Source organism: Bowmanella yangjiangensis, assembly GCF_017255015.1.
GTDB lineage: Bacteria > Pseudomonadota > Gammaproteobacteria > Enterobacterales > Alteromonadaceae > Bowmanella > Bowmanella yangjiangensis.
The window spans coordinates 25363-48834 of the sequence record NZ_JAFKCS010000026.1; the positions used below are offsets into that span (position 1 = coordinate 25363).

Here is a 23472-nt window from a genome sequence, read left to right on the forward strand (position 1 = left end):
CGACTTTAATACTCGTCGGCAATTTCAGGGCCGGCATAATTGTCAAAGCGCGAGAACTGCCCCTGAAAGGTCAAACGGCAGGTACCAATAGGACCATTCCGCTGCTTACCGATGATAATCTCAGCCACGCCTTTATATTCACTGTTCTCGTGATAAACCTCGTCACGATAAATAAACATAATCAGGTCAGCATCCTGCTCGATAGAGCCTGACTCACGCAAATCTGAGTTAACTGGCCGCTTATCAGCACGTTGCTCCAGGCTTCGGTTAAGCTGGGAAAGCGCCACCACCGGAACCTGCAGCTCTTTAGCCAGGGCCTTAAGCGAGCGAGAGATTTCGGCAATTTCCAAGGTACGGTTGTCACTCAATGCAGGTACTTGCATCAGCTGCAAATAGTCCACCATGATCAGCGCTAACCCACCACGTTCTCTTGCCAATTTGCGCGCACGGGTGCGCACTTCCATCGGCGTCAACCCTGAAGAGTCATCCACAAACAGGTTGTCCTTGTCCTTCAGCATGGCCATGGTATTAGAAATTCGCGCCCAGTCCTCATCGTCCAGTTGTGCGGTACGAATTCGGGTTTGATCAACCCTGCTCAGGGAGGCCAACATCCTCATCATGATCTGTTCGGCCGGCATCTCCAGACTAAATACCAGTACGGGTTTTTCTTCCAGTAACATGGCATTTTCACAGAGGTTCATGGCAAAAGTGGTTTTCCCCATGGACGGACGCGCTGCCACGATAATCAAGTCTGACGGCTGCAGGCCGCTGGTCTTCTTATCCAGATCCTTATAACCCGTGGATACCCCGGTAACTTCCTTATTGTTTTTAATCAGGGCTTCAAGGCGGTCAATAGTGGTGGTTAGAATGGTTTCAACATTCTGTGGCCCTTCGTTCTTGCCAGAGCGTTTCTCGGCAATCTCAAAGACCTTGCTTTCGGCCAAATCCAATACATCCGAGCTGGTGCGTCCCTCGGGATTGTAGCCGGTGTCGGAAATTTCGTGGGCTACGCCAATCAATTCACGCAATACCGCACGCTCTTTAATGATCTGCGCGTAGGCTACAACGTTTGCGGCACTTGGGGTGTTTTTGGCCAGCTCACCCAAATAAGCAAAGCCTCCCACGGCCTCAAGCGCTTCTTGCTGTTCAAGCTGGTCAGAGACAGTAATCAGATCCACCGGCTGACTATCCCCCAACAATTTGAGAATAGTGCGGTAAATTGTCTGGTGGGCACGGTTGTAAAAGTCTTGCTCGATCAGAATTTCGGCGACTTTATCCCAACAATCGGGTGCTATCAGCATACTACCGATGACCGATTGCTCAGCTTCTATCGAATGGGGTGGGATTTTAAGCTTTTCGACTTTGCTGTCGCGCTCTTTGTGAGAAACAACTTTCACTTATTACCGACCAGATTAATTGCCATGATCGCTATTATGCGCGAAGAGGCTTCGGGAATGAAGCCAAAGCATAGACAAGTGTGGTTATTGACTTGACCTAGCGGAAGAAATTTATTCCTTGCTCTTAGCTTCCTTGGCTGAGAAGCCAGCCCTACCAAGGATCACTACCTCCAAAGGAGGTGGTTTAATACTGACAACGAAAAACAGGCCCGCAGGCCTGTGTTGTTATTTGCTGTCTAGTGAGATTCTGCCACTCACTGTGGAAATCCTGACTTTGGCAGAGCTCTCGCCAGTGCGAAACTTCAACCAGCGACTCGGGCCATATTTGGCTTTTTCCATTTTGTCACTGCTAAGGTGATTAGCAAAATGGCCTCCTGCATGGCCTTCAAGGTCAAAGCGTGCGGATACCTTATCCTGAAAAACCAGCTCGAGATCGCCGCTCACGGTACTGCCACTCACTTCACCGTCTTCCAGCAAGGTTAAGCTGATGTTGGCATCGCCACTGACAGTTTGCACCGATAGGCGTTCAACCTTCCCTAACGCCAGTTTGACTTCGGAAGTAACATTCTCAATTTTCACTCTGGGAGCAGAAGTACTGGCATCGATATCACCGTTGACAGACTCGTAGCGAATCTCATCGCCTTGCGAGTTTTTATCAACAATGTGCCCATTGACCGATGACAACTTGATATCGCCTTGTAAACCACTGCTTTCAATACTGCCATTCACTGTTTCTATGCGTATCCTACCTTTGATATCCCGCACTTTAACTTTACCGTTGACCGAAGATAACTCTGCTCCTCCCGAGAGTTTTTCCGCTTCGACATTAGCGTTAACCGTGTCGTAGCTCACCAAACTGCCGGTAGGCACAAAGATCTGCAAGTCATCACCTTCGGAGTTTTTCCAATCATGCCAGTTACCGTTAGGCATCTTAACTTTAACGACAACTTCATGACCGTCTCGTTCAAAGATCAGCTTATCCGCTTGGTCACTCAGCTCACCAACAACTTTCACCTGCTTTTTGTCCCAGCCTTTGATCACCGCCTGACCAGAGAGATGCTCGATGCTGACACGGCCATCCGCCTTCGCATCGAGGGTGAGATCCACTTTTTCGCCCGCCAGGCAAAGGTGACTGACTAACGACATTCCTGCTGCAATTAAAAATCTGTTCATATACGACATCCTATATTTTCTGCCATGTGGGTGCGTGTACCCGTTCAATTAAGTCAATTTGCTGCTGATAAACCTGCTGCAACATTCTCAGCAGCGCCGGATTATTGGGATCTTCCTTCAGTGCTTGTTTAATCGCCGCAGCCGCACCATCCAGCTCATCCACTTGCTGCTGCCAATTGTCGGTCAGAGCGGGCTGGCCATCAAAGGAGGCCAATAATGCCTGCTTCTGCTGCTGATGCTGCTGACTTAAAACCTGCGCCAGTTGCTCTGCATCTGAGGTAACAGGCAGTTGAGAAAGCCCCAACCATCCCATCAGACCGATAGTTGCTGTGGCGGCCGCCATTCCCCAATAGCCAGTTGCTCGCTTTTGAGTGCTATTCTCAGGCGTCTGCCCCAAAGCGTGCTCAATGCCAGGCCACAGGTCGCGTTCGGGTTGAATATCATCAGGCAATGCACTCAAGTTGCGTTGCAACTGCTGTTCAAATTCTTTATTACTCATAACCCATCCACTCCGATAAAAGCTGCTTGGCACGATGAAACTGTGCCTTGCTGGAGCCAACTGCCATATCCAACAGTTGGGCAATCTCTTCATGGCGATACCCTTCAACTGCATGCAGTACAAACACCATTCTTGCCCTCTCTGGTAAGCGCCGGATATAGGTATCCAGGTCGACATCACCGGCAGAGCCTTCGGCGACTTCATGCACGGCATCAGTACTTTCCAGATTAAACATTCGCTGCCACCAACCCCGCTGTTTACGCATGTAAGAGACACAAACATTTGACGTTACCGAATGCAACCAGGTGCTGAATTTGGCGTCTCCCCGATAGTTGTCCAGCTTACGCCACAGTTGGATGAAGACCTCTTGGGTCGCATCCTCGGCTAACGCTCTATCAGCGGTAAGCCTGTAACACAGGGCGTAAACTTGCCCCAGATGCATCTGGTACAGTTTATGGTAAGCCTGACGGTCGCCCTGTTTGACAGCCTCCACCAGACTCAGCAATCCACGCTCAGCGAATTGCTCCTTTGCTTCTATTAGCTGTCCCTGAGTTTGCAATGTGTTTCCACCATTGTTGTTATTCTGTTGGTTGTCTCTTTTCCATTAGCAATCTAATGGAGTTGATTGTATGTCGCAGGGTAAGGGAGCAAGGTTTAAAGCGGCAAAACTTTTTTTCAAAGCCAGACAAAAAGCCTCAGTATTCAGGCAATCCGACTGGTCTTACTGGAAATCCCGCGCGGGATCGGGGATGATCCGCCACATTATTCAGAGACTGGCAGCGCCAGAACGCAGGATTGGTTTGATGACATCTAAAAAACGCCCTTTATATATTCCCTATGCCGGCCCTTCCTTGCTGGAAACCCCTTTGCTTAATAAAGGCAGTGCGTTTAGCGCTGAAGAGAGAAAAGCCTTTAATCTTAATGGGTTACTGCCACCCCGTTATGAAAGTATCGAAGAACAGGTAAGCCGTGCTTACATGCAGTATTCCAGCTTTGATACCCCCCTGAATAAACATATTTACCTGCGGGCGATCCAAGATAACAACGAGACCCTGTTCTACCGCCTGCTGGCCGATCATCTGGAAGAGATGATGCCGATTATCTACACCCCCACAGTGGGGGATGCCTGTGAACAGTTTTCTGATATTTATCGTAGTTCACGCGGCCTTTTTATCTCCTATGCTGAACGCCAGCATATGGATGATATTCTGCACAACGCCACCAAGCGCAAGGTAAAAGTCATAGTCGTCACCGACGGTGAACGTATCCTGGGCTTAGGCGATCAGGGCATAGGTGGTATGGGTATTCCTATCGGTAAGCTCTCTCTGTACACCGCCTGTGGGGGTATCAGCCCCGCCTATACCTTACCTGTGATGTTGGATGTAGGTACAAATAACGAAAAACTGCTCGCCGACCCAATGTATATGGGCGCGCGTCATAAGCGTATCAGCCAGGAAGAATATGACGCCTTTATGGAAGATTTTATTCGTGCGGTGAAGCGTCGCTGGCCGGATGCCATGATCCAGTTTGAGGATTTCGCCCAGCAAAACGCCATGCCGTTGCTGAATCGCTATCGCAATGAAGTTTGCTGCTTCAACGATGATATTCAGGGCACCGCAGCAGTGACTGTAGGTACCTTGTTGGCCGCCTGTCGAACCAAAGGCGCCAAGCTTTCCGAGCAAAAAGTGGTGTTTGTGGGGGCAGGCTCTGCGGGTTGCGGAATTGCCGAGCAAGTTATCCAGCAGATGTGCGCAGAAGGTATCTCTGATGCTCAGGCCAGAAGCCAGATCTTTATGATTGACCGTTTTGGCCTACTTACTGACGGGATGGAAGGACTGCGTGATTTCCAACAGGCGCTGTGCCAGGCCGAGGATAACATTGCCGATTGGAACTTCAGTGGCGAATATGCCTCGTTACTGGATGTGATGCATTGTGCCAAACCCGACATCCTAATTGGTGTGTCAGGCCAGGCAGGCTTATTCACCGAGCAAGTCATCCGAGCGATGAAGCAAGGTTGTGAATTGCCCATCATATTCCCACTGAGCAATCCCTCCAGACAGGTAGAAGCCCGGCCGGAACAAGTCATTGAATGGACCGAAGGTGAAGTAATTATCGCCACCGGTAGTCCGTTCGAGCCAGTTACTTATCAAGGCAAGACTTACCCTATTACCCAATGTAACAACAGTTACATCTTCCCGGGTATTGGTTTGGGCGTGCTGGCCACAAAGGCCAAGCATATCTCTGATGAAATGCTGATGGCAGCCAGCACCACACTGGCCGAAGCATCGCCTTTGGCAAACAAGGGTAAAGGCGCTCTGCTACCACCGTTGACCGAGCTGGCCCAGTTGAGTAAAGACATTGCCTTTGCGGTAGGTAAGGTGGCTCAGCAACAAGGGTTGGCGCTGGAAATGTCCGATGACATGCTGCAAGACAAAATCAACGCCAACTTTTGGACCCCAATTTATCGTCAATACCGACGCACCAGCATTTAACTTGGTAAGGGGCGCTCAGCACTGAGTTGTCTGAGCGCCGCTAAAGCTTCTTCCGCCCGCTCCGCTGGTACGAATAGGTGATCATGGAAAAATGCCGAGACCGGATTCACTCCCATCCCCAGTGCAGCCAGATGACGAGTTATTCGCGCCAGAAAGCCCACTGCATCCAGAGATGAATGTACGTTTAGGGTGATCATCCGGCAGGCAAACTCATAGTGGAGCCCAAGCACCTTGGCTTGCTCTATTGGCAGAATTGCCGTCCAACCTTCCTGCTCTTCAAACAGCATCTTAGCGCCTTCAGGTAAGGGAGAATGATGAGGAAGAAACGCAAATACGTAGCATGGGCCTTGTAACTCTGGCTGCATGCTACTAATCAATACATCTAAATTGCTGATGGCGGACATAATTCTCTCCTTCAATGACTGAGCTTCAATAACACAATACCGCTGGCCAGCAACAGCAGAGCCAAGGCTTTCATCCACCCTATTCCTTCACCCAACCAAAGAATACCAACCACAGCCGCCCCCAATACGCCGATACCTGTCCAAACCGCGTAACCCACGCTAAGGGGAAGTGTGCGTAACGCCATAGCCAGCAAGCCCAAACTGAACAGCATAGAGACAATAGCGATAATTAGATAACCAGGCTCGGATAAGCCCTTGGATTGCTTAAGGGCAACAGCCCAGACAACTTCGAGTAAACCGGCGACAAACAGAATCAACCAAGCCATCAGTGATTTCTCCACCATGGCAGGGTCGTCCCTGCAAAAAAGCCTTGTGCGAATAGTGCAGACAGGGTCGTCCCTGTCAGGCGGGAGGCCATTAAAGCAAAGCGGATTGCACGGGTCAATATTGTTGAGTGCCAGACTGCCTGCTATACCTGTCTGTATCATCCATTTCAATGTCAGCTTGAATGGTTACTGTCCGTCGTCAAAAAGATCGCTGCCGGGTTTGCTTAAGGCCTAATTGTTCAGCCACCTGGGGACAAACAAAGTTACTGATAGTTGTTCTTGGGTCAGTGGCACTGATTGTCGCTGTTGCCTGGAGTCTGGCCGGCGCTTGGCTAATCCTACCTTTTGCCGGATTGGAAGTGAGTTTGCTCGCGTACCTGGCCTATAGGGTCTGCAGAGACACTTACAATCAACAGGTGTTGCATATTGAGCCAAGCCATGTGGTGCTGGTACAAGGGCGACATCACAATGTCAAACAGTGGCGGCTGAAACGTGCGCAAAGCTGCTTTGTCATTTCTGCCCCGGTTCATTCACTGTCTCCCAGAATGGTGGAACTAAAAGACCAGCACCATTCCTGCGTCATTGGCGAAAAACTCAATCAACAGGATAAAGAACAACTTATCGATATCATTACCCACCTGGAAATTCCCTATCGCATGGCAGGAAAAACAAAGATCACTGCCATGCAGGACTGGCGGTAAGACGAGGCGTTCTGACAACAAAACCCAGGCATAAAAAAACCGCCGTAAGGCGGTTTTTTTAACAGCGTGCTGCTTAGGCTTCAGCGATAACAATCACTTTAACTTGAGCAACAACTTCTGAGTGAAGTTGCAGATCCACTTCGAACTCACCGCACTCACGCAGTGTGCCGTGTGGCAGCTTAACTTCAGCTTTAGATACTTCAACGCCAGCAGCAGTCAGAGCATCGGCGATATCACGAGTACCGATAGAACCGAACAACTTGCCTTCGTCACCAGCAGGAGAAGCAATAGTTACTTCAGCCAGCTCAGCAACTTTAGCAGCACGGGCTTGTGCAGCAGCCAATTGCTCAGCAATCTTAGCTTCCAGATCAGCGCGACGCTGCTCGAACTTCTCAACGTTGTCCTTAGTGGCAGGCACAGCCTTACCTTGAGGGAACAGGAAGTTACGGGCAAAACCTGATTTTACAGTGACTTGGTCACCCAAACCGCCCAGGTTGGCGATTTTGTCTAGTAGAATGATTTCCATCTTTGCTACCTCTTAGTTACGCCAACAATTACTTGTGAGAATCAGTGTAAGGCAACAAAGCCAGGAAGCGTGCACGCTTAATGGCAGTTGACAACTGACGCTGATACTTGGCACTGGTACCGGTAATACGGCTAGGAACGATTTTACCGCTCTCAGTGATGTAGTTTTTCAGCAGGCCAGTGTCTTTAAAATCGATCTGCTGGATGCCTTCTGCCGAGAAGCGGCAGTACTTACGACGTCTGAAAAAACGAGCCATCTTCTAGTCTCCTAATCTGTTATTCCGCGTCAGCTTCTACAGCTGCTCTGTCTTCACGCTTCTCGCGACGCTCTTCTCTGGCCATTGGTGATGGCTCAGTCACAGCGTTCTTAGTGCGCATAACCAAGTTACGCAACACGATGTCGTTGAAACGGAAAGCAGTTTCCAGTTCTTCAATCGCAGCAGCAGTAGCTTCAGCGTTGATCAGAACATAATGTGCTTTGTGCAGCTTCTCGATAGGATAAGCCAGTTGACGACGACCCCAATCTTCCAGACGGTGAATCTGTCCACCATCGTTCTTGATGATTCCGGTATAACGCTCGATCATACCTGGAACCTGTTCACTCTGGTCTGGATGGACCATGAAAATAATTTCGTAATGACGCATGTGTGCTCCTTACGGTTGTAGCCTCTCGCAGCTCAGCCAGACTGCTTAAGACAAGGAACTAAAATAGTTAGGCTGAATAAGGGCGCGCATTGTATATAAAGCGCACTGCTGACACAAGTTAATTCTGCGTGTTAAGGGGTTAAAGGCCGCAGTATCAGGGGACTGTTGATAAAAGGCATCAAAAGGGAGTCGCATCGGATTATCGAGGATGGCTTGGTTGTTTGGGCTATCAGTCAGGCCATGTCATGGAGCCTTCAGTAGGTTATCTTTACATCTTGAGGATAAAAGGCGAATCAGCCGGGCCGATTCGCCCATTCGCTTAGTGAAACACGGTTTTGAGTGCTAACTCAACATCCCGCCAATCCACGATTTTGAAGTTTTGCGGTGACCCTGGCATTTGGTTACGGCCATCCTGAACCACCAGCATCCCTTTAGGATATTCAGCCCCAAAACTTGCCGAGCTCACCTCAAGCCCATCGGTTTCCGACACGCCGTCCAGGCCTTTCTGTAAATCAAGGCCAATGCGAAAACGTCCTAGATAGCGAAAGTCAGGCTCCAGAGCATAGGCCAGATAGCTATCATTACCCTGGCTTGAAACAACCAGAATAGCCTGTTGGTTCTGACGATAGATTCCCATTCCTTCGACATCCGCATGCAAGAGTTCACCGGTTGTGGCCATTTTTTCCAGTGGCGCATCCTTAGGCTCTGCTTGTGTACGCCAGATTCCTGCAGCCTCTTCCCCCAAATACAATATACCGCTCACATCATCGGCCACGCAGCCTTCTGGCTGGCTGGCAACGGCGAACTCTCGGACCAGATTAACCGCCAACTGCCGCTGATGCTCAGTAACAAGGTACTGCTGAAAGCGCCCATCGGTATCGTTAATAAACACATATGTGCCGGTACCCGACTGATACATACACAAACCATAGACTTCAGTAAGACTGGTTGGCGCTTCCAGCAAATGGCTGACATGACCTGAAAGTGGGTCAATGCCAAACAAACTCATGCTGTTTAGCGTGCGGTTACTGGCCACGGCTAAATCCAGGGTTTTACCATTGAGCGAAAAGCCATGGCGGACATCCACGTTGTTCAGTCGTCCCACAGGTAGGCTCTGCAGCAAACTGCCATCCAGTCCATAAACCATTAAGCCAACCCGCTTATCGGTGCCCAAAATCCGGCTCTGCTCAGGCGCGTTGCTATTCAGCCAAATAGCTGGGTCGTCCGCTGCATCACCGAAACGAGCCACAGGTGTGGTTTGGGCGCTGGGGCTAACCACGGCAATCTCCTCGTGGCTACTCTTTGATGCTTGTGAGTACCCACTGACTTGAGCGCTTACATAAGCATCCTGGCCTTCGTCATAAATAGTGAGTTGTAGCCTCTGCTCCTCTACTTGCACACCTACGGCTTCGGGTTCTTCGACACCGCTGATTTGCCAATGCTTTGCCTCAGCGTCTTTGGGATAAATTGACAAACTGCGGCCTTTCGGACTGATAACCAGCAAAGTGCCGTCATTTAGCAGAGCCAGATCAGTTATCTCGCCTCGCAAATCACCAAAAGGTGCAAGCATTGCCACAGGCTCACGTACAGGGTCTGCCTCCATGCTGGCCGGATAACGCCATACGCCGACATTCTCCTCCGCCACATACAAACTGGCAGAAGCCGTATCAGCCGCACAGTCCTTGGCATTGAGCACGCCAGGAAAGTCGCGGACTTTTACATTCACCAATCGCTGACGCTGGCCATCATAGATAATCCGCTCATGTGCCATCCCTTGCACGTCCACACTGAACAATGACATGTGACCGCTTTGTGGATGTGCATAAAGACACAAAGTCTCCAGCTGTGCTTCCTCCGCTGGTAAGTCCTGCAACAGGCGCAATTCCGGCGTTTGCCAGTCCAGAGCCAACAGCTTGGTCGTGGCTGACTCGTTATCTATGCTGACGACCAAATCCACTAATTTGCCATCCAGCTTAACTGCTGGTTGCCAGGCCAGCGTCTCAAAGTTTCCGGCAAAGCGAGCCCTGACATTTTTCTGTTCATCCAACAACAGCAAACCACGGCTTTCACTGCTGATTAACCAGTACTGACCAGTATCCCGAACCAGAGGTTGCACCTGCTGCCCCTCCAGCTTGTCGGCCTGATAAAAAGGCACGGCCTGAATTACCGCGTCAGCGGCATACGCACCACCAGCCGTAATGGTCAGTATTAGTGCACTAAGCGTCTTTTTCATATGTTACCCATCTCTATGCAACGGCCGTGCAGACGCACGGCCGTTACTAAACGTTACAGCGTCCAGTTAAAACCAAACTCGAATGTACGACCGTATTCTTCGTACTGCGCGTTGATACTGCGGCGGTCAAAGTAGTGGTAGTAAGGTTCGTCGTTGAGGTTGACGGCGTTAAAATAGATGTGCATCTGTGGATTGATGAAATATTTACCACTGAAGTCCAGTTGCTGATGCGCATCTTCCATACGCAACATTTCGCCATCAATTTCTTCCAGGTTTTCACTCTTGTGGCTGAGTGTCAGGCGCAAACTCCAGTCATTGTCCTCATAGCCCAGCGTCAGATTGCCCACTTTGTCAGACTGATTGGGCAGGCTGGTTTCAAAGCGCTCACCATCCAGCAAGGTAACCGCCTCAGAATCGGACAAGGTGGCATTGGCGGCAATCAACAAACCGTTATCGAAACTTTTTACCCAGGACAATTCCAGGCCCTGAACTTTGGCGCTTTCGCCGTTAATTGGCTGGGTGACTTCTGCAAAGCCCTGCCAGGCATCCAGATGCGAGACATCGGCCAGGATCACAAAGTTATCAATGTCCTTATGGAAATACCCAGCGGACAGCACGCCAATACTGCCCGGGTAGTATTCGATGGACAGATCAATGTTGTTAGACTCAAAGGGCTTGAGTTGCGGGTTGCCTACTTCGGCTTCACGCTCCGTATCAAAGCCGCCATCATCATTTTCTTCGGTCTTGGATTCGATAATCTGAAATGCCGCCGAATCTTCAAATTTAGGTCTGGCAATGGTCTGTGTGTAGGCGAAACGGCCAATTAACTGATCACTGAATTCATAGCGCAGGTTGAGGCTGGGCAGAAGGTGACTGTATTGTTTGTCGCCCTGCCAGGCAGTATTGACCACTTTCTCTTCATCGGCCTGTTCATCTTCGATCAGCTCCACCCGTTGACCACTAGTGGAAAAGTCGGTGCGCTCATAGCGTATCCCAGCCACCACACGTAACTTGTTGATGTCCACTTTGGCCATCAGATAAGTGGCAAAGATGTCCTCGTCACTTTGATATGAGGCGCCATTGGACTCAAGTTCTGAATCCAGCTCAGCTAACTCAAGGCTACTTCTGTTGCTGTTAAAGTGGTTACGCATGGCCTGGCGTTCCAGCCCGCTGCCAAAGTCCCCCAATCCCCAGTCAGGTGTCGTAGCAGCGAACTGCCCGGCATCCAGCTCATCAAAGTCACCGTCATAGATATAGATATTGGCGTTGGTTTGCTTTTCACGACTACGATACTTACCACCGAATTTAAGCTGGGCAGGATGGCCGGCCATGTCGAAATCGCGGCTCATATCCAGCTTAAAGCTCAATTCCTGATCTTCTGACAGGTTATCTTCAAAAGAGATTTCATCCACTTCATAGTTAGACAGGGATTTGGCTTCAGCAGCCTGCACAATGCTTGGAATTTGCCCGCTGAAGTCTGAACTGATGTTAAAACCATCACCCTTAAAGCTGTAGTACAACGCATCAGGCTCGTCTTCAGAGGATTCAGCATAGCCAAGCTGATAACTTAGATGCCATTGTTGCAGCTGGTGCTCGGCACCAGCAGTGAGCGACAGTATTTCTTGTACTTCATATCTGTCTTTGCTGCCCCGCTCGATTTCTGAATCATCACCATCAAACGTAAAAGTGTTGGCCTGGCGGTACTCATCGTCAGAAAAGCGACTGTACAGGGTACGTAAATAGTACTGATTGTTGAAATCCGGCCGGAAATCCAGATTCAATGCCGCCCCGATACGTTCACGGTTAATGGCGTAGTAACGCTGTTCTATTTCATCATCACCATTGCTTTCAATATTGTCCGAGCCGAAATCCCGGTCAAACCAGGACAGCGCCACAGCCACCCCCAAAGAATCCTGCAACCCGGCAAAATCAACCACATCGGTATAGCTACCAGAGACCTTGGGACTGGTTTCGCTGCGCAGTTCATTGCGACTGGCCTGCACTGTCAGGCTGGCAGTGCGACCTGCACGGTCAAAGGCACTCAGGCTTTTTACTTCTACCGAACCACCGATGGCATCGGCATCCATGTCGGGGGTTACAGACTTGGTAACTTCCAACCCTTCAATTAATTCGGAAGGGATCACATCCAGCGCCACAGACCGCACGCCGGCTTCAGGCGACGGAATATTCATACCGTTGATGGTGACATTATTGAGGTTAGGATCGATACCACGAATACCGACAAAACGGCCTTCGCCCTGATCGCGTTCAATCGATAGACCAGGCAGGCGCTGCAGGGCTTCTGCTGCATTCTGATCGGGAAATTGCCCTATCGCGTCGCTGGAGACGATGGATTTAAGATTGTCGGCGCTGCGCTGCATATTCAATGCACCAGCCTGACCAGCACGTTGCCCGTATACGATCAACTCATCCAGTTTGGGCTCATTCAGCCCTAAGCTAAAGCGCTGCTGTAGGGTTTCACCATCCAGAATACGCACTTTATGTTCGCTTTTTGGGGCGCCCAGATAGCGAATTTCCAGGGTATAGTCACCGGGAGGCAAGGCATTAAAGCGAAACGATCCGTCACCTTTAGTGACAGTGCTGACATTGAGTTCTTTAATACGGATGCTGGCGCCTTCAAACCACGCTTTGTTGTTGACGTCACCTAAACGTCCCAGCAAGTTACCGTCTTCAGCTATTGCCTGGGCACTGATCATGGCCGCCATACAGGCCAGCGCCACTTTGCTTTTATATATTTTCATCTGCGAGCCTCATTGATGTGAGTTGTGTCGCAGGCAAGCTAAATTTTATGCATGACGCATTTATGACAAACAGACAATCAGAATCAGACACACCTGCGGTTGGCAGGGGGTTTGACGCTTTTAAACAGTCAAATTGAGCTGATATGACCCCCTTCCCATAGATAAATTCGCGGGGCTTCAACTCACTCAAGGCTCAAATCTAAATTGGACCATCATATTTGTGTCATCTGCCTGAGCCAAAATGACCCTGCATTACGCACCGGACATGAATTAGCATCCGGACTTTCCCAGGCGTCGGATACATTATGAATTACTCTCTTTTGCCATTTCACAGCAAGCGTATTGGCTTGGTGTTATGCATTGCCCTTTCCGCTATTCTCTTGAGTGTGTCTCAGGGTGAGCTCAAAACCTGGCAGGAAATATCCTGGCTGGATATTATCGGTGAAGGTGGCGTGGCGGTTCTAACCCTGGTTTGGTTGTTTTTTCTGTTTGTCAGCCGTCCTCCCGGGCGCGTCACCGACATGCTGGTTCTTGGCCTAAGCTGCTTTATGTTTTCCGCTTTACTGGATTTGTTGGATGAATTTATCCGGCAATCAAGCGGGCATTGGCTGAGTGTGGTGGAGTCCATTCCCGCGCCCTTTGGCATGATTATGATGACCTGGGCTCTATATCAATGGCATCAGGAACAACTCACTCTGAATGAGCAACTCCGACGCAGAGAAGCTCAGTCCCGCCAGCATCATCAGGTGGATTGGGTAACAAGACTATACGACGCTGATTACCTGCGAGAAAATTTAGCTAAGCAGTTACAAGCTAGCCACAGTCTGTCTGTGCTGATGCTGGACATTGACAACTTTGACCAGTTCAATCGTCGTTATGGCAGTCAGGAAGGCGACCGTCTGCTACGCGAAATGTCAGAGTTGATCCTGATGAATATCCGTCAATCCGATCTTGTCTGCCGCTACGCCGGGGATAGATTTATCATCCTGCTACCAGATACGCCCCGTGCAACGGCCATCACATTGTCCGCACAAATCAAAGAATCGATACGGCATTTTGCTTTTAAAACTTTTGGCACCGGTGAAGCCGTGTTTCATACACTAAGCAGTGCATTAGTTAGTGCGGTAAACACCGACCAGGTAGAGCCCTTATTGCAGCGTTTAAACCGGCAGTTGGAACTTAGCAGGCAGGGGAGCTAAGCCAACCGTGAAGGCCTATGCTACCTTGGAGGACAAGTACTTTCCTGCTCAACAGCTTGCAGCCAGCCTGATAGACCTTGCGGCTAACCGCGGTGTTGACCGAAACAAATTGCTAAGGGGCACCGGTATTTTTTATGAAGATATCAGAGCAGGTACAGTACTGCTGAGCGCGGCACAAATGCTGCGATTGATGGCAAATGCCAGACAACTAATGCCAGGTAAAGATGCGGCCTTCCAGCTTGGCCGACGCTTGTTCCCGGGAAGTTACTCGCAGGCCGCGAATTTATTGCTGCACAGCCAAAATCTTCGGGATGCATTCCGGCTATTTTCATTGGTGAAAATGCAGCTTTTTCCTTTTGTTCAAGCACGCTTGTTCAACCACGAACAACAATGTTTTTTGCTACTGGACGATGCCATAGGTTGCGGAAACGAATTCCAATTTGTGATTGAGACATATTGCGCAGCTTTAGTCTCAGCCAGCCGTTTGCTGCTTGGCCAGCGTATTCCCTTTTGTTTTGATTTTCCTTTTCCCCGACCGCGTTACATTCAAGAATTTGAGGAAAATTTGGGTTATAGGTTACGTTTTTCACAGCCGCTGTTATGCATCCGCTTCGATCAGGAATACTGGTTAAAGACCTTTCCCCAAGCAAGCCAAACCTTGAAATGGCATGCATTAGAGCAACTTTATTCAACGGCACGTTCACCACGCTTAGGGTTTCTTGAAGTGATACGCCAAACCTTACTCCACAACAAAAGCACCAACCTTCAGGACATGGCCGACACTTTGGCCATCAGTGCCGCCACTCTGAAGCGCCGTTTGAAACAGCACGGCACCAGTTTTATGCAGTTACAGGATGATGTAAACCGGCAGCAAGCCTTGTATCTTCTGCACGTTAAGGGTTTGAATAATGAGGATATTGCCGCGCAAATGGCATTTAACGACATCCCTAATTTTCGACGAGCTTTCAAACGATGGACAGGCTCGACGCCAAGTCAAGCCAGATTAAGCTGGAAGTTAATTGATTTTTCCGGTTGAAAAACCATCAGTCAGGAGTAAAATCTGCGGCCCGTTTAGTGAAAACTTCACTATACTTTCACACTCGTTAAATACTGCGTCGGTAGGCTGATGCAGCCGTAGTGTACTTCGGCATACAGTATTAAAGGATTTGTATATGCTCGTGCTAACGTTACTTTTTGCAGTAGTGGTATTTCTGTTGCTGTACTCTCTCGCTCAAGACAAAGGCAAGAACACCAAGCACTTTCGTAATACGGAAGATTCACTGAGTGCAAACGTGTCTATGAAGAAAAAGGCCCTGCGTATGGGCGACTCGTTGTTCTAATGTCTTGCTCCTGCCGGGTGTAGCTCAACCCGGCGGACTTTCCTTCCCTCACCAGCCTGTTATTCTGTCCCTCATCTTCTGCTTTCACGACTAGGCGTACTATGCGATTTGGCCCAGGTTTACTGATCACCGCAGCCTTTATCGGCCCCGGCACTATTACCACCGCCAGTCTGGCGGGCGCGAATTTTGGTTTTAGTTTGGTCTGGGTATTATTATTTGCCGTGATTGCGACCATTATTTTGCAAGGCATGGCCGCTAAACTGGGCTTAGCAACAGGTCAAGGGTTGGCTGAATCACTCAGGTCGCAACTCCCCGTTGGCATACCCCGCTATTTAAGTGCCTTTTTAGTTGTCAGCGCTATAGGCATAGGCAGTGCCGCTTATGAGGCTGGAAATCTTACCGGAGCAGCCTTGGGCCTGAATGCCATATTTTCAGGTTCAGTACAACTTTGGGCCTTATTGCTCGCAGGCATTGCCACGCTGTTGTTATACAGCGGCAAACACAATGTATTGGAAAAGGTGCTGATGGGACTTGTCATTATGATGAGCATCGTCTTTATCACTACCATGTTTTTGTCCCGTCCAGACCCTGCGGCCCTGTTATCCGGACTGGTGATACCGCAAATCCCGGATGGGTCACTGACCACCTTGCTGGCTCTGATAGGCACCACTATCGTGCCCTACAATCTATTCCTGCATGCCAGTTTAATGGCCAAACGCAACAGTACAGACTGGCAGAAAGACCTTCCCGGCATGAATGCTGATAATGGTCTGTCAATTGGTTTAGGCGGGTTGATAACCCTGGCGATAGTAGCTACGGCCAGTGCAACCTTTTACGGCAATGCCATGGCCGGTATCCCAAACAATGCAGCCAGCATGGCAAATCAGCTGGAACCTTTGTTAGGTTCTGCTGCACAGGTTTTCTTTGCTACTGGCCTGTTTGCCGCCGGATTAACCAGTGCCATTACCGCTCCCTTGGCTGGGGCTTATGCCGTGTGTGGCATGCTGGGCTGGTCAACCGATCTGCACTCGCGTCCCTTTAGACTGGTATTGCTCGCCATTTTGCTATGCGGGGTCATCGGCGCCAGCCTATCCATGAGTCCCTTGGCCATCATTCTATTTGCCCAGGCTACCAACGGCTTGTTGCTACCTGTGGTGGCGCTGTATTTATTATGGCTGATGAACCGCAGAGCCCTGTTGGCAGATCATGTTAATAGTCACTTCGCCAATCTCGCCGGCGCTGCGGTTGTCTTATTTCTTTGCGGACTTAGTGGCTACAAACTTTGGTCGCTGCTTTGATAACTCAGAGCAGCACCAGGTCGTCACGATGCACGACTTCCTCATGGCCGGCATAACCAAGTACAGTTTCCAGTTGCTGGCTTTGCAAACCTTTAATTTTGCTGAGTTCACTGGCGCTGAACAAACTCAAACCGATCGCCAATAAGTCATTTTCAAAACAGACTTCCACCGCGTCGCCGGCGGCGAACTGACCTTCGACAGACGAGACTCCGACAGGCAATAAGGATGCCCCGCGCTGAACAAGGGCCTGCTTTGCTCCTGCATCAATATGGATTTTGCCTTTGGCCTTCAAACTATGCCGCAACCACTGTTTTTTCGCGCCGCTTCTCGACAGAGCAGGAGAAAACAGCGTGCCCGGCACCAGGCCTTTAGAGAGAGCATCAAAAGACGCCGCCTTGTAGCCATTCACTATTAAGGTTTGAATGCCATTGGCACTGGCCTTCTGAGCCGCCTGTAGCTTGGTTTGCATACCACCTGTTCCTACCGACGAACCACTGCCACCGGCGAGCGCCATTATCTCTTTGCTCACCGACTCAACCGAGGTCAACAGCCTAGCCTGGGGGTTGCTTCGGGGATCAGCGTCATACAAGCCGTCTACATCAGTACAGATAATCAGGGTGTCGGCATCGGCAACCAGCGCGACTAAGGCCCCTAAGTTATCGTTATCACCGAACTTCAGCTCCTCAGTGGCTACCGAGTCATTCTCGTTAACTATGGGTAGAATCTGATGCGCCAGCAGTTCACGTATAGTGCTTTTTATATTCAAATAGCGATCACGATCTCGAATGTCACCATGGGTCAGTAGGATCTGTGCCGTAGGAAAATCAAATAAACGGGCCCAATTGGCCATCATTCGGGTCTGCCCTACTGCCGCCATTGCCTGCTTTTGCGCCAGAGTAGGCTTCTGCTCTGCACTCATTGCATTCCGGCCAGCGGCAACCGCACCGGACGACACCAGCACGAGCTCCTTTCCCTGGCGACGGCTGGCATTAATAAACTGCGCCAGCGCCAGCAAATATTCGGTTCTGCAGCCCGCGCCATCCGGAGCAATAAGCGCACTCCCGACTTTGATGACGGCACGTTGCCAGTTAAATTTTGTTACTACTGCTTCTGCCTGACTCATTGGCCTGCCTGGATTAACTTTGAGATATGACGAGGGTGCGCATAAAATACGTTGCTTATTCGGTCTAAGGCAATATCAAATGTGGCGAAATTTTATAGGCGTGTTATCGATAGTTGGTTATACCCTGAACACCCTGTTCTGGTTTGTACCCATTATGTTGCTGTCAGTGCTCAAGCTTATTCCCATCGCTCCGTGGCAACGTGCGCTAAGTCGTTGGTTGGATGGTTGTGCATCTAATTGGGTTAAGGTTAATACACTTAACCAAAACCTCAGCAGCCGGGTAAAATGGGATGTTCAAGGGCTGGAAGGGCTAAAACGTAAAGAATGGTATCTGGTGATTGCTAATCATCAGTCTTGGGTCGACATCCTGGTCTTACAACGAGTTTTCAGCGGGCGCATTCCCTTCCTTAAATTTTTCCTTAAAAAAGAACTGCTGTGGGTGCCCTTTTTGGGGCTAGCCTGGTGGGCATTAGATTTTCCTTTTATGCGTCGTTATAAGCGCAGTTTTCTGGAGAAACACCCACACTTAAAGGGTAAGGATCTCGAAACCACACAGCGCGCTTGTGAGAAATTCAGCCACATTCCTGTGAGTGTCATGAACTTTGTTGAAGGTACCCGTTTAACGCCAAGCAAACTCCGCTCACAAGCCAGCCCTTACCAGTACTTATTGTTACCAAGAGCTGGAGGCATTGCCTTTGTGCTTAATGCCATGGGTGACAAGTTGCACAAGCTGCTTGATGTAACCATTCATTATCCGCAAGGTATACCCAGCTTCTGGGATTTCGTGTGCGGCAAGGTTAAACAGATCCAGGTTCGCGTAAAGGTTATGCCTTTAGAGAACCTGATGCCGGCCAATTATTTTGACAACGCCGAGCAACGACAAGAGTTTCAGCAATGGCTTAACCAGCGCTGGCAGGATAAAGATAACACGCTTAAGCAGTTAGCGGCAGGCCAACAATGCTGAGTATGTTACCCGGCTTATTGCTGTTGCCTTTTCACGCTTTGCTGCAGATCTTCAATCTGATGGGGTGGGGTTCGCTTATTATCCTACTCGGTGTTATTAAGCTTATTTGTCCAATCCAAAGTTTGACTCACTTGCTAAACCGGTTACTGAACGCTGCACTGAGGGGATTTGCGATATGCGGCGTGTGGCTGATAAATCTGTTTAACAGGGTTGAATGGGATTACGAGATAGAAGGCGACCTCAGACAGGATGGCTGGTACTTGGTTATGGCCAACCATATTAGTTGGCTGGATATCATATTACTGATGCACTTTTCATGTGGACGTATTCCTGCAACGAAGTTTTTTATCAAACAAGAACTTATTTGGATGCCTTTTATTGGGCTTGGCGCCTGGGCTTTAGACATGCCCTTTATGCGTCGCTACAACGCCGAGTTTATTGCCAAGTATCCTCACCTTAAAGGTAAAGATCTGGAAGCAACCAGGAAGTCCTGTGAGAAGTTCAGCACGATTCCGACTACGGTTATTAATTTCGTAGAAGGAACACGCTTTACCGAGCAAAAGCATCGAACTAAGGCCAGTCCATATACCCACCTGTTATCACCAAAAGCTGGGGGGGTAGCTTTTACCTTGGCTTCAATGGGTAACCTGTTTGATGACATTATCGATGTTACATTGATTTACCCCCACAATAGCAAACATGTCATGATGGACATGTTATGTGGCAGGTTAGCCAAGGTGGTACTGAGAGCCAAGGCCATTCCTTTGGCAAGGCAATTGGTTGGTAATTACCAAGAAGACGATATTTTCCGAGCCCAATTTCAAGGCTGGCTTAATCAGCTCTGGCAGGACAAGGATAGCCTTATCCAACAACTAAGGGACGATAGCTAAATGAAAGAGAAACCAACACAAATCAGCCAGTTAATTTTAGATAGCGCCAGCAAATGGGGCATAGAGATTAATTCAGGCTCACCGCTTTTTACACTCTTCTCTGTGCTGATTCTGTTAGGTGTTTGTTGGTTAGCCTTTAAGATCACCCGCCGATTATTCAGTGGCAAAATAGCCCGCCTGATTCTTGCCACTAAGGCGACTTGGGATGATGAATTACAACGGCATCACTTTTTCCGGCGTGGCGCGCACCTTGTTCCAGGGGTGTTGCTTTATGTACTTTGCCCATTGCTGTTCGCCCACGCTCCACTGCTGTTAGCATTACTACAGAAACTGGCTTTCATCTATATCCTACTTACAACAGTCATGGTGATGAGCGCTGTGCTTAACACCATAGAGGATATTTACGACTCGTCCAGACTGGCTCAACGTGTGCCTATTACGGGTTTTATTCAGGTCGGCAAGCTCACGCTTGCGCTTATCGCCATCATACTGATTGTTTCCAACTTATTGGAAAAGTCGCCAGTACTGATCATGTCGGGCTTAGGTGCAGCGGCCGCCATACTCTTGTTGGTATTCCGTGACACCATTCTCGGCTTTGTAGCGGGTGTACAGATCGTTGCTAACCGCATGGTAAATAACGGTGACTGGATAGAATTGCCTAAGTATGGCGCGGACGGCACAGTTTTAGAACTGGGACTCACAACGGTTAAAGTGCGCAACTGGGACAACACCATATCAACGGTACCCACCTATGCGCTGATTGGAGACTCGGTCAAAAACTGGCGGGGCATGCAAGAGTCTGGCGGCCGCAGAATAAAAAGGGCCATAAACATAGATATTCAAAGCGTACGTTTCTGTGACCAGGATATGCTGGATAATTGGGAAAAAATCCGCTTTATCAAAGATTACATCAGTGAAAAAAAGCGTGAGCTTGCCAAATACAATCAAGACAACAGCATCACAGAGCAGGATCTACTAAACGCCAGGCGCCTGACTAACATAGGTACCTTCAGGGCCTATATGGTCAGATATCTGCAGAATCACCCGAAGATCAATCAAGATATGACCTTAATGGTTCGCCAGCTTGCACCGACAGAACTAGGACTGCCACTAGAGATCTATTGCTTTAGTGCCGACAAGAACTGGGTGAACTATGAAGGCATTCAGTCAGATATTTTCGACCATCTGCTCGCGATGTTGCCGAGTTTTGGCTTACGCGCTTATCAGAGAGTAAGTGACCGGCCTCCTATGCAGTAGTTTTCTGACAATGGGCAGAAGGCATAACAAATCCGTTCAAATACATTGACTAAAAGACAGCCTGCTGTAGTGTAAAAAATCTTTAATAAATTCGTTATTCAAATATAACTGCTTGAATAGCAAACCTAATTTCTAACAACTGAGGCTAGTAGTCATTATGATTAAAAGAACGTTAGTCGTTGCCATGTCGGTGTTGCTCGTGGCTTGTCAAAATGATGAGGCACCTGCAACCGGTCAAGCGGTCAGCGAGGTAGCAAATACACAAATAAACTTAGTGCCCTACCCCACCTCAATTACGCAATCTGCTGGTCACTTTACTTTTTCAGGTAGCGTTAAACTGATTACCGATGACAATGCGCCAGATAGCGCAGCTGCCATTTCTGCTTTGCTCTCACAGCTAGGTATTAAGCAGACCGAAAATGACAACGCTGTCATCAGGTTAGTGATCGATCCTTCCTTGACCCTAGGTGATGAAGGGTACCAGTTAGCTATAAACCAAGGCATCGAGATTAAGGCTGCAAACGACGCAGGACTATTTTACGGAGTACAGAGCCTGCGTCAGTTATTACCAGCTAAAGCACAAGAACAGTATGTTCTGCCGCATATTCGCATCGAGGACCAACCCCAATATGAATGGCGAGGCAGCATGTTGGATGTCGCCCGTAACTTCCAGAGCCTTGATTATCTAAAGCAACATGTCGAGCGGATGGCTAGTTTCAAACTTAACAAACTGCATCTGCATTTAACCGATGACCAGGGATGGCGACTGGAAATTAAAAGCTGGCCTAAGCTGGCGACGGTAGGAGGCTCAACCCAAGTGGGCGGTGGCCCTGGTGGATACTACACTCAGGAACAGATGCGGGAATTGGTTGAATTTGCAGCCCAGCATCAAGTTGAAATCATTCCAGAGATCGACTTACCTGGCCACACCCAGGCAGCGATAGCCTCTTACAACGAGCTCGCATGTGGTTATGTGACAGAAAGTCCGGTTCAGAACCAGTGCAGAGACATGGTGGGAGAGGCCAGGCTAGGTCTTTATGAAGGAACCTGCGTTGGCTTTAGCGCACTATGTACTAGCGAGAAGCCTGATCTGACCTACCGCTTTGTGGAAGAAGTGCTAACAGAAGTAGCTGCGATTTTCCCTTCCAAGTATCTGCATATAGGCGGAGATGAAGTACTGAATGAGGAGAAAACTAGTTTCGCCGGTTTTATCACCCAGGTAGATAAGATTGTTGCCTCTTTGGATCGTGAAGTATTAGCCTGGGAAGAAGCGTCAAAGGGAGATATTCGTCCTAGCTCGTTATTGCAGTTATGGAACGATAACTACGATATTCAGCCAGCCTTGGACAAAGGTATTCATTTGGTACTTTCGCCCTGCAGTTATACCTACCTTGATCATGGTAACTATAACGGGCAGCCGGAAACCTATACCTGGTGTGCTAAAGAAGGCGTTCCTCTAGAAAGGGTATATAGCTTAACGCCCGAAAACTATGCCCAAGCAGTTGGTGTAGAGGGAGCAATGTGGTCTGAGCTTGTCCGTGACGAAGCAACTGCAGATAACAGAAACTGGCCCCGTCTGGCTGCTATTGCTGAGGTTTCCTGGACACCACAAGCGCAACGCAACTATGAGCAGTTTACTGGCCGACTGTCAGAACTTCGCGGCCATCTTGACCAACTAAACATCCAGTATCACAAGGAAGCCCAGTTGAACTGGCAATAACATTAAGTTTAAGCAGCAGCCCAGCCCTAGCTGGGCTTTTTTATGCCAGTGCACTTTCGTGTGTTATTTTCAAAATCAGAAGCGTAGAGACATAAATGAAACTGTCTATCACGCAGAGACATCGAAGCATCGACTCAGAGGCCTAACACTTATAAATATCGGACAATGAGAGCATTGGTGGTGCGTTCATTTAGAAAAGCCTTATTCGCTTAACTTTTGTTTCGCATACGCTTAGCTGAAAGATTGAACACAGCAGCCAAGATTAGCCTTGAACAGTTAGAAAAGACTAAGAGCTAGGCAGCCTCATATAAGGACGAGCGTTTAAGCCAGAAGGGTATTGTTATTCAAGCAGCGCTTGGAATTTGTGCGTTAGCGCTTTCTGAAGAAGGGCTACCTGTCTGATGTTGCGAGACAACGGTGAAGGGTAAATCAGGAGCAATAAAAAAGGGCTATCCAATCGGATAGCCCTTCTTCGTATTGGGAGCCTGGCGGTGTGCTACTCTCACATGGGGAGACCCCACACT

Annotated in this window: 22 protein-coding genes; 10 read left to right on the forward strand and 12 right to left on the reverse strand. The window is 49.1% G+C overall.

Features of this window, described 5'->3' with window-relative positions; genetic code table 11:
• Positions 1-5: 5 nt before the first annotated feature.
• From dnaB to J0A65_RS18980, 4 genes are all read right to left on the reverse strand, one after another.
• Positions 6-1397 carry a replicative DNA helicase gene (gene dnaB, locus J0A65_RS18965; RefSeq protein ID WP_206595910.1) on the reverse strand — a complete coding sequence of 464 codons (1392 nt, stop codon included), beginning with the start codon at positions 1395-1397 and terminating at the stop codon, positions 6-8.
• Between the two features lie 225 nt (positions 1398-1622).
• Positions 1623-2570, reverse strand: a complete 948-nt coding sequence (locus tag J0A65_RS18970) for a DUF4097 family beta strand repeat-containing protein (RefSeq protein ID WP_206595911.1) — start codon at positions 2568-2570, stop codon at positions 1623-1625.
• A 10-nt stretch (positions 2571-2580) separates the two neighbouring features.
• On the reverse strand, positions 2581-3069 hold the full coding sequence (locus tag J0A65_RS18975) for a hypothetical protein (RefSeq protein ID WP_206595912.1): 489 nt from the start codon (positions 3067-3069) through the stop codon (positions 2581-2583).
• A complete protein-coding gene (locus tag J0A65_RS18980; RefSeq protein WP_206595913.1) occupies positions 3062-3628 on the reverse strand; it encodes an RNA polymerase sigma factor in 567 nt (188 codons plus the stop codon). Before J0A65_RS18980 ends, J0A65_RS18975 begins: the two co-directional genes overlap by 8 nt.
• 244 nt (positions 3629-3872) lie before the next feature.
• Between J0A65_RS18980 and J0A65_RS18985 the strand changes: the two genes are divergently transcribed.
• Positions 3873-5561, forward strand: a complete 1689-nt coding sequence (locus J0A65_RS18985; protein WP_206595914.1) for an NAD-dependent malic enzyme — start codon at positions 3873-3875, stop codon at positions 5559-5561.
• Here J0A65_RS18985 and J0A65_RS18990 read toward each other — a convergent pair.
• Together J0A65_RS18990 and J0A65_RS18995 are read right to left on the reverse strand one after the other, a co-directional pair.
• The gene (locus J0A65_RS18990) at positions 5558-5965 is read right to left on the reverse strand and encodes an ACT domain-containing protein (RefSeq protein ID WP_206595915.1); all 408 of its coding nucleotides are present in this window, start codon (positions 5963-5965) and stop codon (positions 5558-5560) included. The two genes, J0A65_RS18985 and J0A65_RS18990, sit on opposite strands and share 4 nt — an antisense overlap.
• Positions 5966-5976: 11 nt before the next feature.
• Positions 5977-6291 (reverse strand): DMT family transporter, encoded by a 315-nt coding sequence (locus tag J0A65_RS18995; RefSeq protein ID WP_206595916.1) that lies wholly within the window; start codon positions 6289-6291, stop codon positions 5977-5979.
• Between the two features lie 182 nt (positions 6292-6473).
• On the opposite strand from J0A65_RS18995, the gene J0A65_RS19000 reads away from it, so the two are divergent.
• Entirely contained in the window at positions 6474-6992 is a 519-nt protein-coding gene (locus J0A65_RS19000; protein WP_206595917.1) for a DUF2244 domain-containing protein, read from the forward strand.
• Positions 6993-7065: 73 nt separating this feature from the next.
• On the opposite strand, the gene rplI is transcribed toward J0A65_RS19000, so the two are convergent.
• The 5 genes from rplI to J0A65_RS19025 form a co-directional block, all read right to left on the reverse strand.
• Positions 7066-7518, reverse strand: coding sequence for a 50S ribosomal protein L9 (gene rplI / locus J0A65_RS19005; protein ID WP_206595918.1), 453 nt, complete (start codon positions 7516-7518; stop codon positions 7066-7068).
• Between the two features lie 28 nt (positions 7519-7546).
• Entirely contained in the window at positions 7547-7774 is a 228-nt protein-coding gene (rpsR, locus tag J0A65_RS19010; RefSeq protein ID WP_102798780.1) for a 30S ribosomal protein S18, read from the reverse strand.
• A 19-nt stretch (positions 7775-7793) separates the two neighbouring features.
• Positions 7794-8162: a 30S ribosomal protein S6 gene (rpsF, locus tag J0A65_RS19015; protein WP_206595919.1), complete on the reverse strand. Its 369-nt coding sequence runs from the start codon at positions 8160-8162 to the stop codon at positions 7794-7796.
• A gap of 319 nt (positions 8163-8481) precedes the next feature.
• Positions 8482-10395 (reverse strand): phytase, encoded by a 1914-nt coding sequence (locus tag J0A65_RS19020; protein ID WP_206595920.1) that lies wholly within the window; start codon positions 10393-10395, stop codon positions 8482-8484.
• 53 nt (positions 10396-10448) lie between these two features.
• Positions 10449-13157, reverse strand: a complete 2709-nt coding sequence (locus J0A65_RS19025) for a TonB-dependent receptor (protein ID WP_206595921.1) — start codon at positions 13155-13157, stop codon at positions 10449-10451.
• 305 nt (positions 13158-13462) lie between these two features.
• On the opposite strand from J0A65_RS19025, the gene J0A65_RS19030 reads away from it, so the two are divergent.
• From J0A65_RS19030 to J0A65_RS19045, 4 genes are all read left to right on the forward strand, one after another.
• Complete coding sequence (locus tag J0A65_RS19030) at positions 13463-14356, forward strand: GGDEF domain-containing protein (protein ID WP_206595922.1); 894 nt, start codon at positions 13463-13465, stop codon at positions 14354-14356.
• Between the two features lie 7 nt (positions 14357-14363).
• Complete coding sequence (locus J0A65_RS19035; RefSeq protein WP_206595923.1) at positions 14364-15392, forward strand: AraC family transcriptional regulator; 1029 nt, start codon at positions 14364-14366, stop codon at positions 15390-15392.
• A gap of 136 nt (positions 15393-15528) precedes the next feature.
• Positions 15529-15696 carry a hypothetical protein gene (locus J0A65_RS19040; RefSeq protein WP_206595924.1) on the forward strand — a complete coding sequence of 56 codons (168 nt, stop codon included), beginning with the start codon at positions 15529-15531 and terminating at the stop codon, positions 15694-15696.
• 101 nt (positions 15697-15797) lie between these two features.
• Positions 15798-16994, forward strand: coding sequence for an Nramp family divalent metal transporter (locus J0A65_RS19045; protein WP_206595925.1), 1197 nt, complete (start codon positions 15798-15800; stop codon positions 16992-16994).
• Between the two features lie 4 nt (positions 16995-16998).
• On the opposite strand, the gene proB is transcribed toward J0A65_RS19045, so the two are convergent.
• Entirely contained in the window at positions 16999-18117 is a 1119-nt protein-coding gene (gene proB / locus J0A65_RS19050; RefSeq protein ID WP_206595926.1) for a glutamate 5-kinase, read from the reverse strand.
• A 79-nt stretch (positions 18118-18196) separates the two neighbouring features.
• Here proB and J0A65_RS19055 point away from each other — a divergent pair, with 79 nt between their 5' ends.
• From J0A65_RS19055 to J0A65_RS19070, 4 genes are all read left to right on the forward strand, one after another.
• Positions 18197-19081, forward strand: coding sequence for an acyltransferase (locus tag J0A65_RS19055; RefSeq protein ID WP_206595927.1), 885 nt, complete (start codon positions 18197-18199; stop codon positions 19079-19081).
• Positions 19075-19971: an acyltransferase gene (locus J0A65_RS19060; protein WP_206595928.1), complete on the forward strand. Its 897-nt coding sequence runs from the start codon at positions 19075-19077 to the stop codon at positions 19969-19971. Before J0A65_RS19055 ends, J0A65_RS19060 begins: the two co-directional genes overlap by 7 nt.
• Positions 19972-21228 (forward strand): mechanosensitive ion channel family protein, encoded by a 1257-nt coding sequence (locus J0A65_RS19065; RefSeq protein WP_206595929.1) that lies wholly within the window; start codon positions 19972-19974, stop codon positions 21226-21228. It abuts the gene before it with no gap.
• A gap of 157 nt (positions 21229-21385) precedes the next feature.
• On the forward strand, positions 21386-22948 hold the full coding sequence (locus tag J0A65_RS19070; RefSeq protein WP_206595930.1) for a beta-N-acetylhexosaminidase: 1563 nt from the start codon (positions 21386-21388) through the stop codon (positions 22946-22948).
• Positions 22949-23472 lie beyond the last annotated feature (524 nt).